Origin of the sequence: Mesorhizobium sp. M0011 (assembly GCF_040324155.1) — a bacterium.
Taxonomy (GTDB): Bacteria; Pseudomonadota; Alphaproteobacteria; order Rhizobiales; family Rhizobiaceae; genus Mesorhizobium.
The window spans coordinates 183,310-196,537 of record NZ_JAMYVQ010000007.1 but is presented as its reverse complement, the minus strand read 5'-3'; the positions used below and the strand labels follow the sequence as shown (position 1 = coordinate 196,537).

Annotated in this window: 10 protein-coding genes; 6 read left to right on the top strand and 4 right to left on the bottom strand. The window is 63.1% G+C overall.

Annotation, left to right across the window (positions count from 1 at the left end; all coding sequences use genetic code 11):
- Positions 1-6: 6 nt before the first annotated feature.
- Complete coding sequence (locus NKK51_RS10960) at positions 7-474, bottom strand: peroxiredoxin (protein ID WP_352552758.1); 468 nt, start codon at positions 472-474, stop codon at positions 7-9.
- A gap of 95 nt (positions 475-569) precedes the next feature.
- Between NKK51_RS10960 and NKK51_RS10955 the strand changes: the two genes are divergently transcribed.
- The gene (locus NKK51_RS10955) at positions 570-3,950 is read left to right on the top strand and encodes a hypothetical protein (protein WP_352552756.1); all 3,381 of its coding nucleotides are present in this window, start codon (positions 570-572) and stop codon (positions 3,948-3,950) included.
- Between the two features lie 6 nt (positions 3,951-3,956).
- Here NKK51_RS10955 and tyrS read toward each other — a convergent pair whose 3' ends face one another.
- The gene (gene tyrS, locus NKK51_RS10950; RefSeq protein WP_352552754.1) at positions 3,957-5,210 is read right to left on the bottom strand and encodes a tyrosine--tRNA ligase; all 1,254 of its coding nucleotides are present in this window, start codon (positions 5,208-5,210) and stop codon (positions 3,957-3,959) included.
- Positions 5,211-5,440: 230 nt separating this feature from the next.
- Here tyrS and NKK51_RS10945 point away from each other — a divergent pair, with 230 nt between their 5' ends.
- Together NKK51_RS10945 and NKK51_RS10940 are read left to right on the top strand one after the other, a co-directional pair.
- On the top strand, positions 5,441-7,084 hold the full coding sequence (locus NKK51_RS10945; RefSeq protein WP_352552752.1) for an ArnT family glycosyltransferase: 1,644 nt from the start codon (positions 5,441-5,443) through the stop codon (positions 7,082-7,084).
- A 45-nt stretch (positions 7,085-7,129) separates the two neighbouring features.
- Positions 7,130-7,960, top strand: coding sequence for a phosphatase PAP2 family protein (locus NKK51_RS10940; RefSeq protein WP_352552750.1), 831 nt, complete (start codon positions 7,130-7,132; stop codon positions 7,958-7,960).
- A gap of 11 nt (positions 7,961-7,971) precedes the next feature.
- Here NKK51_RS10940 and NKK51_RS10935 read toward each other — a convergent pair whose 3' ends face one another.
- Both NKK51_RS10935 and NKK51_RS10930 read right to left on the bottom strand, forming a co-directional pair.
- A complete protein-coding gene (locus NKK51_RS10935; RefSeq protein WP_352440138.1) occupies positions 7,972-8,622 on the bottom strand; it encodes an FMN-binding negative transcriptional regulator in 651 nt (216 codons plus the stop codon).
- A gap of 21 nt (positions 8,623-8,643) precedes the next feature.
- Positions 8,644-9,318, bottom strand: coding sequence for an alpha/beta hydrolase (locus NKK51_RS10930; protein WP_023669128.1), 675 nt, complete (start codon positions 9,316-9,318; stop codon positions 8,644-8,646).
- A 236-nt stretch (positions 9,319-9,554) separates the two neighbouring features.
- Here NKK51_RS10930 and NKK51_RS10925 point away from each other — a divergent pair, with 236 nt between their 5' ends.
- From NKK51_RS10925 to sufC, 3 genes are all read left to right on the top strand, one after another.
- Positions 9,555-10,718, top strand: coding sequence for a cysteine desulfurase family protein (locus NKK51_RS10925; RefSeq protein ID WP_352552748.1), 1,164 nt, complete (start codon positions 9,555-9,557; stop codon positions 10,716-10,718).
- 186 nt (positions 10,719-10,904) lie between these two features.
- Positions 10,905-12,422, top strand: a complete 1,518-nt coding sequence (sufB, locus tag NKK51_RS10920) for a Fe-S cluster assembly protein SufB (RefSeq protein WP_352552746.1) — start codon at positions 10,905-10,907, stop codon at positions 12,420-12,422.
- A 27-nt stretch (positions 12,423-12,449) separates the two neighbouring features.
- Positions 12,450-13,205 (top strand): Fe-S cluster assembly ATPase SufC, encoded by a 756-nt coding sequence (gene sufC / locus NKK51_RS10915; protein ID WP_027037001.1) that lies wholly within the window; start codon positions 12,450-12,452, stop codon positions 13,203-13,205.
- The last annotated feature ends 23 nt before the right edge of the window (positions 13,206-13,228 follow it).

The window sequence follows — 13,228 nt, the reverse complement described above, 5'->3', positions numbered from 1 at the left end:
AAAATCTCAAAGCGCACGAACGGCCTCAAGCACCTCTTCCGCATGGCCCTTGACGCGGACCTTGCGCCAAATCCCAGCGATCCGCCCGTCGCGGCCGATCAGGAACGTCGCGCGCTCGACCCCCATATACTTGCGGCCATACATCGATTTCTCGACCCACAGATGGTAGGCCTCGATCACCTTGCGCTCCTCGTCGGCGGCGAGGTCGATGGTGAGATTGTATTTCGACTTGAACTTGTCGTGCTTCTTGACGGGGTCGGGCGACAGGCCGATCACCACGGCGCCGGCCTTCTCGAACTCCGGCTTCAGCTGCGAGAAGCTGATCGCCTCCTGCGTGCAGCTTGTTGTGTCGTCCTGCGGATAGAAATAGAGCACGATGGGCTTGCCGGACGATGCGGCAAGGCTGACTGATCCGCCGCCGTCCCGCGGCAGGTCGAATTGCGGCGCGAGATCGCCTACGTCGAGGTCAGCCATACCGATGCCCTTGTTTGAGGTTACGCGCGAAGCCACACCGATATAGTGTCGGACGGGGATTCGTCCACGATCGAGTTCGTACAACGGAAAATTGCGTGGATCAGGAGCGACCGCAGCACGAGAAGATCCGGTTCAGGCGTGATGAGATCACCGACCTGGGGACCTTTCCGTCCGCCTGCCGTGTGCCGCCGCTCGGTCAGGCGTCGATCGGACGCGGTTTTCGCATCCTGTCGCGACTGTTCGCAGGTCTGGTCGCTTTCGTGCTGCTGGCCGCCATGCTCGTTTATCTGGTTGGCGCCTCCGGCATCGGAGCCGACCGGCTTCGCACCGAGGCGGAAACGGCGCTCGAGAAACTGGCGGGCGTCGATGTCAATGTCGCGGTCGGGCCTGCCCGCATCACGCTCGACGGTTCGAGTTTCATCGCGCTTCAGGTCAGCGACGTCAGCTTGAAGACATCAGACGGCAAGCCGATGGCCGATGCCGGCCGCGTGCGCTTCGGCGTGCGTCTGTTCCCGCTGCTGTGGGGGGATGTGCGGCTGACCAGCGCCAGGATCTCGGATGCCCGCATCGTCGTGGCTGCGATGCCGTCCGGCGGCGACTGGACCGCCGGCCTGCGCAATGCGGACGGCCTCATCGATCCGGAGAAGCTGTCCGCCGCGGTGTTCGGAAACATCAACCACGCACTCGATGCCGTGCGGGAGGATTCGCTGCGCCGGATCGACCTTCGCAATGTCGAATTCGTGCTGCCCGAAACCGGAGCGATCAAGCTCGTCAAGCTCACCGACGCCACCGTCGTGCAGTCAGGCCCGGGCGGCATGCAGTTCTCGTCCACGGCGGACATCGACGGCAGGACGGCTACCGTTGCCGCTTCCGCATCCCGCGATATCGCGGCGCACCGCGTCACGGCACTGGATGCGAGCGTCGATGTGGCCGATACCGGCGACATGGCGGCCGCTACCGGCAAGCTGGGAACCGTCGCGCTGAAGCTGACGGGATCGGAAGGGTTCGGCGCGAACGCATCGCGGCTGACGGCCGCTTTGTCGTCGACGGGTTCAGTCCTAGATCTCGGCACGCGAGGACTGCTGCCGGCGGACGTCGATATCAATGCGACGCTGGTTGCGGGCAGCAACAAGATCCAGGTCGACAGATTGCTGCTGAAGACCGGCCGCTCGACATTCGATTTCGCCGGGTCGATCGGGCCGAAGCCGGCAAGCGGAGCGGTGGGTGAAGAACCCTCCTATCGCTACGACCTGACCAGCGACGGGTCGTCGCTTGCGCCTTCGGACTCGCCCGAGCCGGCGCTCACCTTCCTCGCCCGGATTGCCGGCGTCTATAACACGGTGAGCCACAAACTGGTCGCCGAGCAGATCGCGCTTCGGTCCGCCGGCTCCGGCGAGGTGCTTGGCACCGCTGCCGTGGCGTTCGTCGACGGCAAAGTGCCGGGGATCAATCTGGCGTTCAACATCCACGACATGCAGGTCTCTCACGTCAAGCAGCTGTGGCCGTGGTTTTCGGCGCGCAATGCCCGGCTCTGGGTGCTGGCCAATCTGTTCGGCGGCCGTGTCGTCGACGCCAACCTTCAGTTCCAGGTGGTGCCGGGCCGGCTCGGCAACGGCGTGCCGCTTTCGGCCGATGAGGTGTTCGGCCGCTTCCAGATCGAGGGATCGCGATTCGACACCGCCGGCCGCATCCCGCCGATACGCGACGCGGTCGGCGTCGTCGGTTTCCGCGGCAACGATGTCGATATCTCCCTATCCTCGGGCACCGTCTACATGCCCAACGGCCGCACCGTGGCGGCCAGCAACGGCACGCTGACGGTCAAGGCGGCCAACCGCCCGCCGGTCGTCGGCGCGCTCGATATCGATGTCGACGGCGACGCATCCGCCGTTGCCGAACTCGCATCCTACGAGCCGATCAACGCCATGCGCCATGTCGGCATCCTGCCGGAAGAGTTGTCGGGCAGCGTCACCGGCCACGTCAAGGCGGATATTCCGCTGCAGTCCGGTGTCGACTCCTCGAAGCTCGATTGGCTGGTGTCGCTCGACTACAGCGGCATGTCCTTGGCCAAGCCCTTCGAGGGCCAGATCGTGACGGATGCCGACGGTTCGATCACGGTCGATCCCGAGAAGGCGGTGATCTCCGCCAAGGCGTTGCTGAACGGCATTCCGGCCGAACTCGATCTGGTAGAGCCGCTTAGGGATGACGGGCCGGCGCGCAGCCGCAAGGTGGCCCTGGTGCTCGACGACAAGATCCGCGCCGCCGCCATGCCCGGCCTGAAGCCGCTGCTTGCCGGAACGGTGAAGGTGGCGATCGACAAGAACGGCAGCGGCGATCAGAACGTCTCGGCCGATCTGACCAATGCCAGGCTGGACATTCCCTGGGCGGGCTGGAGCAAGGGGGCAGGGGTTCCCGCCAAGGTCACCTTCGTCATGACCAGGTCCGGCGAGACCATGACGCTGTCCGATTTCGACCTCGACGGAAAGACGTTCTCCGTCGACGGCAGCATCGTGCTGGTCAACGGCGCCTTGTCGTCGGCGCGGTTCAGCAAGGTCACCTTGAACAGGGGCGACGACGTTGCCGTGTCGGTGAAGCGATCCGGCAAGGGCTATGCGGTCGACATATCGGGCAACGCGCTCGATGCCCGCTCGCTCATCAAGCAGTTCACCTCGGACGTCGACACGGCGACCAAGACCACCGGTTCCGACGCCATTTCCGTCAGCGCCGATGTCGACCGGCTGACCGGTTTCCACGACGAGCAATTGTCCAATCTGAAGCTCGGCTACAGCGCGGCCGGCTCGCGGGTGAACGGGCTGAAGGTCAGCGCCACGGCCAGTTCAGGTGCGGCCATATCAATCAGCAACACCACCGGCGCCGGCCGGCGCACGCTCAACATGCAGTCCGCGGACGCCGGCGCCATTCTGAGATTCCTCAACATCTACGAACATATGGAAGGCGGCGTGATCACGCTCGCACTGGCCGGGCCGAGCGACGGATCGCTCAAGGGCAAGGTCGACACCAGCAACTTTTTCGTCGTCAACGAACCGAAACTCGCCTCCATCGTCTCGACCACGCCGGCCGGTGACAACCGCAGCCTCAACCAGGCGGTCAAGGGCAAGCTGGACACGTCGCGGGTGAAGTTCGAACGCGGTTACGCCGAGATCGACAAGGGCAGCGGCTATCTGAAACTGGCCAATGGCGTGCTGCGCGGTCCGCGCATCGGCACGACGTTCCAGGGCACGCTCTACGACCAGAACAACAACATGGACATGACCGGCACGTTCATGCCGGTCTATGGCCTCAATCGCATCTTCGGGGAATTGCCCATCGTTGGCGCGCTGCTCGGCAATGGCCGCGACCGTGGCCTGATCGGTGTCACCTACCGGCTCAAGGGCAATGCCAACAAGCCGCTGCTGGACATCAATCCGCTGTCGGTGATCGCGCCTGGAATATTCAGGTCGATCTTCGAGTACCGGTGATCGAGTTCAGACTGGCCGCACCAGAATGTGTTTTTTCTTTCCCAAAGACAGCTTTACGATGTTTTCCGGACTCAAATCCTTTGATGTCACCAGGCGGCGCTCGTCGCTCACCGGCTCGTCGTTCAGGCGCACGGCACCGCCCTGCACATGCCGCCGCGCTTCGCCGTTCGATGCCGCCAGTCCGGCAGTGACCAGCAGCGACAGGATGCCGACGCCGGTTTCGAGCGCTGTCTTGTCGACCTTGACGGTCGGCAGCGACTCCGCGAGCGCGCCTTCCTCGAAGGTCTTGCGCGCCGTATCGCTGGCCTGCTCGGCGGCTGCACGGCCGTGCAGCAAGGCGGTGATCTCGGTGGCGAGGATCTTCTTGGCCTCATTGATCTCAAATCCGCCGAGCCGCTCGAGCCGCGCCACCTCGTCCAGCGGCAGCGTCGTGTAGAGCTTCAGGAAGCGGGCGACGTCGGCATCCTCGGTGTTGCGCCAATACTGCCAGAATTCGTAGGGGCTCAGCATCTCCGCATCGAGCCAGACCGCGCCCGAGGCGGACTTGCCCATCTTGGCGCCAGACGAGGTGGTGAGCAGAGGCGTGGTCAGCGCATAGAGCTGCGCGTCCTCCATGCGGCGGCCGAGATCGATGCCGTTGATGATGTTGCCCCATTGGTCGGAGCCGCCCATCTGCAGGCGGCAGCCGAGACGCTTGTAAAGCTCGACGAAATCATAGGCCTGCAGGATCATGTAGTTGAATTCGAGGAACGACAGCGACTGCTCGCGATCGAGCCGCAGCTTGACGGAATCGAACGCCAGCATGCGGTTGACGGAAAAGTGACGGCCGACATCGCGCAGGAAATTGACGTAGTTGATCTCCATCAGCCAGTCGGCGTTGTTGACCATGATGGCGTCGTTCGGACCGCTGCCGAATTTGAGGTAGGGCATGAAGTTGCGGCGGATGCCGGCTAGATTGTCTTCGATGTCCTGCGGGGTCAAAAGCTTGCGCGCCTCGTCCTTGAAGGACGGGTCGCCGATCATCGAGGTGCCGCCGCCCATCAACGCGATCGGCCGATGACCGGTCTGCTGCAGCCAGTGCAGCATCATGATCTGGATCAGCGAGCCGGCGTGCAGGCTCTTGGCGGTGGCGTCGAAGCCGATATAGGCCGTCACCGTCTCCTTGGCGAAGATATTGTCGAGGCCGGCATCATCCGAAGTCTGGTGGATGAAACCGCGCTCGCTCATCGTGCGCAGGAAATCGGATTTGAAGGCGGACATTGTTTCTTTCCCGAAAGCGCCCGGCCGCTGTGGCTCGGATGTGCATGAACGCGGGCGTTTAGCATCCAAGCGCGATCAGCAAAAGTGGTTTCCGGTTTTGCGGCCCGCGCGGATGGCGTTTGCGAATCCTTGCTTCGTCGTTTGGGCTGGCGTATTCAGGCGCCGCGCAGGGCAGGGCCTGAGGCGCCGCGACGGGGCCATCCCGCAGATCAGATCCGGAAAGCTCCGCGATGAACAGGAACTATCTCTTTCTCTTTCTGTTCAGCGTGCTGATGACGTTCAGCGGACTGGCGAGCCTTCCACCCATCGACCGCGACGAATCCCGTTTTGTCCAGGCCACGAAGCAGATGGTCGAAACCTCCGACTATGTCGACATCCGTTTTCAGGATGCCTCGCGCTACAAGAAGCCGATCGGCATCTACTGGCTGCAATCGGCGGCCGTGGCGCTGAGCGGCGAGGGGGCGGCGGCGCCGATCTGGGTCTACCGCCTCGTCTCCATGCTTGGCATTGCCTTGGCCGTCGTCGGCATTGCCTGGACAGGCACCAAGCTGTTCGGGGCCAATGCCGGTCTCGCCGCCGGCCTGATGATGGCGGCTATCTTCGCCACAGCCTTCGAGGGCCGTGACGCCAAGACCGACGCCATGCTGCTGGCCTGCTGCGTGGCGGCGCAAGGCGCGCTCGCCCAGATCTATCTGGCATCGCGCCGCAACGAACCGGTGGCCGCCCATCTGCCGTGGATATTCTGGGCCGCTCAAGGCCTTGGAATCCTTATCAAGGGGCCGGTAGCTCCGCTCCTGTCGGTGCTGACGGTCGCCGCCCTGTTTGCCTTCGAGCGCGACTGGCGCTGGCTCCTGAAGCTGAAGCTCGTGCGCGGTGTCGCTCTGGTGCTGCTCATCGTGCTGCCCTGGGTGGCCCTCATCACCTGGAAGAGCGGCGGCGCCTTTCTCAGTGATGCCGTCGGCAAGGACATGATGGCCAAGGTCGCCTCGGGCGAGGAATCGCACGGCCTGCCGCCGGGCTTCTACATGCTGACCTATTCCTTGTTCATGTGGCCGTTCGGTCTGATCGCGGTCGGCGCCGGGCTGCAGGCCCTCAACCGTCTGCGCGACGATCCGCGGTTGCGTTTCTGCCTGGCCTGGTACATTCCGTTCTGGCTGGTGTTCGAGCTGATCCCGACCAAGCTGCCGCACTATGTCCTGCCGGCCTATCCCGGCATGGCGCTGCTGATCGGCTGGCTGCTGACCTTGCCGCCGCAGGAGCCGAATGCGCCGCTCAGGCGCTGGCAGGATTGGTTGTGGTGGTCGACCGCATTCGGTCTTGCCGTGGTCAGCCTTGGCCTGGCGGCGGTCTGCGTCGGAGCGCCGATCTACCTCACCGGCACCTTCTCCTGGTGGAGCATTCCGGCCGCCGCGGCAGCACTGGGGGCGGGCTACCTTGCCTTCTCGCGGGAGTTGCAGGTTCCGCTTCCTCGCATCGGCGCCGTCGCGGCTTGCGCGGGCATCACCTATGGGCTGTTGTTCGGCGTCATCGCGCCTTCGCTGAAGCCGATCTGGCTGAGCCCGGCGATCGAGGCGGCGTTCCAGGCCAACAGGCCTTGCGACACCACGGTGCTCGCTTCGGCGGAATATCACGAGCCGAGCCTGGTGTTCCTGGTCGGCACCAAGACCGTCCTGACCGATGTCGATGGCGTCGCCAAGCATCTGCTCGGCGATCCTGCCTGCGCCCTGGCGCTGGCGCAGGTCGGCGACGAGCAGAAACTGAATGGGCTGCTGGCGGCGCAAGGCAAGTCGGCGAACCGCGTTGCCGAGGTCGACGGCCTCAACTATTCATCGGGAGACAAGCTGTCGCTCGGCCTCTATCGTGTAACCCAGTGACGGCTCGCCGATGCCCATGACGGCAACAATGGGGTCGAATTTCCTATGCTGGTGAAATCACGCCCGCCCGTTTCGAGCCTGCTCCTTGGGGTAGGGCGCCGGTCGCTCGACAATTTTCGCGATACGATGCAGATCGCCAAAAGCCGCCTTGCCACCCGTCCGGCCAGATACCCGAACGTTTTGTGGTCGGTCTGGGTGCTGGTCTGGATTTTGCTGACGGCGGCAGCGTTTGTTCGTCTCGACACTCCGGCCGGAATGCTTCACGGCAAGTGGTCGGCGGGATTTGCCCGGACTGCCGACTTTTTCACCCAGTTCGGCCTGGGTGGCTGGTATCTCATTCCGGCGGCGCTTCTGCTTGTCGCCGCGAACCTGACGGATTGGCGAAGCCTCTCCCGGCGCTCGCTGATGCTCCTCTACAACTGGACCTGCCTGGCTTTTCTGGTGCTGTGCGCCACCGGCCTGTCGGGAATCGCCGTCAATGTGCTGAAATATGCGATTGGCCGGGCTCGCCCGCTCTATTACGAGGACTTTGGCGTGCTTACCCTGCACCCCTTCGCTTTCGATGCGCGCTTCGCCGGCTTTCCATCCGGCCATGGTACGACGATGGGCGCGGTGTTCGGGGTCGCTTTGCTGTTGTTTCCGCGGCGCTGGTACATCGCCCTGGCGATCACTGCCTGCATCGCCTCGACCCGTATCTTCGTTGGCGCGCACTATCCCAGCGACACCGTCGCCGGCTTCGGCCTTGGCTGCGGTTTCGCGCTGGCCTGCGGGCTGGTCTTTGCCCGGCTCGGCTTCATCTTCCGGCCGATGCCTTCGGGACTGCCGGTCCGCAAGACAACGTTTCGGCTGATTGGGCGGAGAAGGAAGGCTTCCTGAGCATTCGAAGTTCAGTTGCCGTCCAGCCCGCCATAGGATCTGACCAGGCCGGCCATGCCGGGCGACTGGTGGTCTTCGCTTTCCAGCCCCTGTGCAACGCCGACGCGATCGGCGACCGGCCGGTTCTGGCTGACCTTCCACTTGCCGTGGATTTCGCTGATCTCGATTTCCAGCCCGATAATGCCTTTGATCTGCGACTGGATGAACGGCTCCGGCGCGTCGGTCACTGCCCAGGGCGCTTGGCGAGCGCCTTCCTGCGACGCCGTCAGATCGGCGATCTGCTGCGCCAGCCAGTCCTGGTCATCCATCACCTTGACTGTGCCGCGAACCTGCACGATGGCATAATTCCAGGTCGGCACCACCTTGCCGGTCTCGCGCTTGGTCTCGTACCAGGACGGCGTCACATAGGCATCGCTGCCCTGGAAGACGATCAATACCGGTGAAGCCGGATTGTCGGCCAGCAGGCGCCATTGCGGGTTGGCCCGCGCCAGATGGGCGCGCAGCCTGCCGTTAGGCCCGATTTCCGCGTCGAGCAGGAACGGGACAGCGTTGGCGACCGGCCCATCGGACCCGTTGGAAATCAACAGGCCCAGCGGATGCGTTCGGATCAGCCCGTGCAGGATTTCCGGCCGCGTTTCCCTGAAATGAGGAGGCTCGTACATCGCCGTCCGTTCTTTTCTTGTTTATCTCAGCCGCTTCGGACGCGGATCCGACAATTCGCCGGCCAGCCGGCGGTCGAGATAGTCGGCGCATTCCTCGAGCAGCAGGTCGGCATCGTTGGCGAAGAAATGGTTGGCGCCGGGCAACGTCTTTTGCGTGATGGTGATGCCCTTCTGCGTGTGCAGCTTGTCGACCAGGCCCTGCACATCCTTCGGCGGCGCCACCTTGTCGGCATCGCCATGGATGATCAGGCCCGATGACGGGCAGGGCGCCAGGAACGAGAAATCATAGGTGTTGGGCTGCGGCGCGATCGAGATGAAGCCTTCGATCTCCGGCCGGCGCATCAGAAGCTGCATCCCGATCCAGGAGCCGAAGGAGTAGCCGGCGACCCAGCAGCTCTTGGAATCGGGATGCAGCGACTGCACCCAATCCAGCGCCGCGGCGGCATCCGACAACTCGCCGGTGCCGTGGTCGAATTCGCCCTGACTGCGGCCGATGCCGCGGAAATTGAAGCGCAGCGTGGTGAAATCCCGCTTCTGGAACATGTAGAAGAGGTCGTAGACGATCTTGTTGTTCATCGTGCCGCCGAATTGCGGATGCGGGTGCAGGACGATGGCAATCGGCGCGCTTTTTTCCTTGGAAGGCTGATAGCGACCCTCCAGGCGGCCGGCAGGACCGGTGAAAATGACCTCAGGCATAAAATACTCCACTTGGTAATACGAACGCGCGGTGCCTGGAACGTTTCCTCTGGCCTTGACGCAAGGCGAGCGTCTTCTTAGAAGCTAGTTTAGAATTGTTCAAAACTGGGTGGCAAGACATCGAGCCCGGCCACCCGCGCCGCAAGCCGCGTAAATAGGACGGCTCGCCTTGGAATTTCAAGGAAATAACGCCATACGACATCGGAATGGCTTCTGACGGGACTTGACGGACGAAAATGGCCGCAAAACGCGCCTATCTCGATTATAATGCCAGTGCGCCGCTGCTTGCCGCGGCCCGCGAGGCTATGGTCGCGGCGCTTGACGTCGCCGCCAATCCGTCATCGGTTCACGCCGAGGGGCGTGCGGCCCGCCGCCTGATCGAGACCGCCAGGCGTGACGTGGCGGCGCTCGTCAACGCCAAGGCGGAGCATATCGTGTTCACCTCCGGTGCCACGGAAGCCGCCTCGACGCTGCTGTCACCAGACTGGCGGATGGGGCGCGGCACCGTGCGCATGAGCCGGCTTTACGTGTCCGAGGCCGATCATCCCTGCCTGTTGAATGGCGGACACTTCCCGGCAGCGCAGGTTACCCGGATCGGTGTCGACGCCAACGGCATCGCCGATCTCGGCGCCTTGGCATCGGTGCTCGGCGGTCATGACAAGAGCGAAGGCCTGCCGCTGGTCGCTATCCATGCCGCCAACAACGAAACCGGCGTCATCCAGCCGATCGATCGCATCGCCGGGATCGTCAAGGCGGCGGGCGGTATCCTCATTGTCGACGCTGTGCAGGCTGCGGGGCGTGTTCCGATCGATCTATCAACGGGTTACGCCGATTATCTGATTCTGTCCTCGCACAAGATCGGTGGCCCCAAGGGCGTCGGCGCCATCGTCGCAGCTTCGGATTTGATGATGCCGAAGCCGTTGATCAATGGCGGCGGCCAGGAAAAGGGCCATCGCGGCGGCACTGAAAACCTCGCCGCCATATCAGGTTTTGGCGCGGCCGCCCGCGAGGCGCTTGCCGGACTACAAAGCATGGATGCGGTGCGCCGGCGCCGCGACGAGATCGAAGCCATCGTGAAAACGCTGGTGCCGGACGCGGAAATCTTCGGAACCGGTGCGCCAAGGCTTGCCAATACGGCATTCTTCGCTATTGCGGGCGTCAAAGCCGAAACCGCGCAGATCGCCTTCGATCTGGCCGGTGTAGCGCTGTCGGCCGGCTCTGCCTGTTCGTCTGGCAAGGTCGGACCGAGCCATGTGCTGAAAGCCATGGGATACGGCGACAGTCTCGGCGCCTTGCGGGTGTCCATCGGACCGGCGACCGGCGCGGAAGACGTTGAGCTTTTCCGCACCGCGCTTGCGGGTATTGCCGCCCGTAGGGCGGATAGAGAACGGGCCGCGTAGCGGTTGGACGAATTTGGGCCTTTCGGCCTGGTAGAGCCGTGCGTTTCATGCTGGCCGGGTGAATTCCCGGTCGAAGCGCACTATATTAAACTTACGCTGCCGCGAGCACCTCTTGGGGTTCGGTTTTGGCGGTGCCATAGTTTGAAAACTGTCGGGCCTTGACCCCGGCGTGGATGGAGAACGCATATGCCTGCTGTGCAGGACACGATCGATCGGGTCCGAAAGATCGACGTCGACCAATACAAATACGGATTCCAGACCGAAATCGCGATGGACAAGGCCCCCAAGGGCCTCAGCGAAGACATCATCCGTTTCATTTCGGCCAAGAAGGACGAGCCGTCCTGGATGCTGGAATGGCGTCTGGAAGCGTATCGCCGCTGGCTGACGCTTGACGAGCCGACCTGGGCGCGCGTCCACTATCCGAAGATCGATTTCCAGGACATCTACTTCTACGCGGCGCCGAAGAGCACGCCCGGCCCGACCTCGCTCAGCGATGTCGATCCCGAGCTGCTGAAGGTCTACGAGAAGCTGGGGATTCCGCTGCGGGAGCAGGAAATCCTCGCCGGCGTGCAGAAGACCGACGCCTCCGAGCTCGAGGAAGTCAGCGACAATGTCTATAAATCAGGCCGCGTCGCCGTCGACGCCGTGTTCGATTCCGTCTCCGTCGTCACCACCTTCAAGAAGGAGTTGGCGCAGGCCGGCGTCATCTTCTGTTCGATCTCGGAAGCCATCCGCGAGCATCCGGAGCTGGTGCAGAAGTATCTCGGTTCGGTCGTGCCGACCTCCGACAATTACTACGCGACGCTGAACTCCGCCGTGTTCACCGACGGCTCCTTCGTCTTCGTGCCCAAGGGCGTGCGCTGCCCGATGGAGCTGTCGACTTATTTCCGCATGAACGAGAAGAACACCGGCCAGTTCGAGCGCACATTGATCATCGCCGAGGAGGGGGCTTACGTCTCTTATCTCGAGGGCTGCACGGCCCCGCAACGCGACGAGAACGAGCTGCATGCCGCGGTGGTCGAGCTGGTGGCGCTCGACGATGCCGAGATCAAGTACTCGACAGTGCAGAACTGGTACCCCGGCGATGCCGAGGGCAAGGGCGGCATCTACAATTTCGTCACCAAGCGCGGCGACTGCCGCGGTGACCGCTCGAAGATCTCGTGGACGCAGGTGGAGACCGGCTCGGCCATCACCTGGAAATATCCGAGCTGCATCCTGCGTGGCGACGATTCCCAAGGCGAATTCTATTCGATCGCCGTGTCGAACGGTTATCAGCAGGTCGATAGCGGCACCAAGATGATCCATCTTGGCAAGAACACGTCGAGCCGCATCATCTCCAAGGGTATCGCCGCCGGCTACTCGCAGAACACCTATCGCGGCCAGGTCTCGGCGCATCGCAAGGCGACCAACGCCCGCAACTTCACCAACTGCGACTCGCTGCTGATCGGCGACCAGTGCGGCGCGCACACCGTGCCCTACATGGAAGCCAAGAATTCGACGGCGCAGTTCGAGCACGAAGCGACGACGTCGAAGATTTCCGAGGACCAGAAATTCTACGTCATGCAGCGCGGCATTCCCGAAGAGGAAGCGATCGCGCTGATCGTCAACGGCTTCGTCAAGGACGTCATCCAGCAACTGCCGATGGAATTCGCGGTCGAGGCGCAGAAGCTGATCGGGATTAGCCTTGAGGGCTCGGTCGGCTGACCGGATATATATTCAGGAAACGAAAAAATGCTTGAGATCAAAAACCTGCACGCCCGCATCGTCGATGACGGCACCGAAATCATCCGCGGCCTGAACCTGACGGTGAAAGCCGGCGAGGTCGCCGCGATCATGGGTCCGAACGGCTCGGGCAAATCGACGCTGTCCTACATCCTCGCCGGCCGCGAGGACTATGAAGTGACCGAAGGCGACATCCTCTACAACGGCCAGTCGATCCTCGAAATGGATCCGGCCGAGCGCGCCACGTCAGGCATTTTCCTCGCCTTCCAGTATCCGATGGAGATACCGGGCGTCGCGACCATGGAATTCCTGAAGGTGGCGATGAACGAGCAGCGCAAGGCGCGTGGCGAGGAGCCGCTGAAGATCCCGGAATTCCTGAAGCGGGTGAAGGAAGCCGCCGCCTCGCTCAGCATGGACATGGCGATGCTCAAGCGGCCGCTCAATGTCGGCTTCTCCGGCGGGGAGAAGAAGCGCGCCGAGATCCTGCAGATGAAGCTGCTGGAGCCGAAATTGTGCGTGCTCGACGAGACCGATTCCGGCCTCGACATCGATGCGCTGAAGATCGTGTCCGACGGCGTCAACGCGCTGCGGGCGCCGGACCGGGCGTTCCTGGTCATCACCCATTACCAGCGCCTGCTTGAGCACATCGTGCCCGACACCGTGCACGTGCTCTACAAGGGCCAGGTCATCAAGTCAGGCGACAAGTCGCTGGCGCTCGATTTGGAAGCCAATGGCTATGCCGGCGTGATCGGCGAAGCCGCGTGAGATGCCAGAGGGCAAGGTCAAAC

Excerpts from the sequence above, each read along its gene's own strand:
- NKK51_RS10960 (WP_352552758.1), bottom strand. The coding sequence starts at position 474 with ATGGCTGACCTCGACGTAGGCGATCTCGCGCCGCAATTCGACCTGCCG.
- tyrS (WP_352552754.1), bottom strand. The coding sequence starts at position 5,210 with ATGTCCGCCTTCAAATCCGATTTCCTGCGCACGATGAGCGAGCGCGGT.
- NKK51_RS10945 (WP_352552752.1), top strand. The coding sequence starts at position 5,441 with ATGAACAGGAACTATCTCTTTCTCTTTCTGTTCAGCGTGCTGATGACG.
- NKK51_RS10940 (WP_352552750.1), top strand. The coding sequence starts at position 7,130 with ATGCTGGTGAAATCACGCCCGCCCGTTTCGAGCCTGCTCCTTGGGGTA.
- NKK51_RS10935 (WP_352440138.1), bottom strand. The coding sequence starts at position 8,622 with ATGTACGAGCCTCCTCATTTCAGGGAAACGCGGCCGGAAATCCTGCAC.
- NKK51_RS10930 (WP_023669128.1), bottom strand. The coding sequence starts at position 9,318 with ATGCCTGAGGTCATTTTCACCGGTCCTGCCGGCCGCCTGGAGGGTCGC.
- NKK51_RS10925 (WP_352552748.1), top strand. The coding sequence starts at position 9,555 with ATGGCCGCAAAACGCGCCTATCTCGATTATAATGCCAGTGCGCCGCTG.
- sufB (WP_352552746.1), top strand. The coding sequence starts at position 10,905 with ATGCCTGCTGTGCAGGACACGATCGATCGGGTCCGAAAGATCGACGTC.
- sufC (WP_027037001.1), top strand. The coding sequence starts at position 12,450 with ATGCTTGAGATCAAAAACCTGCACGCCCGCATCGTCGATGACGGCACC.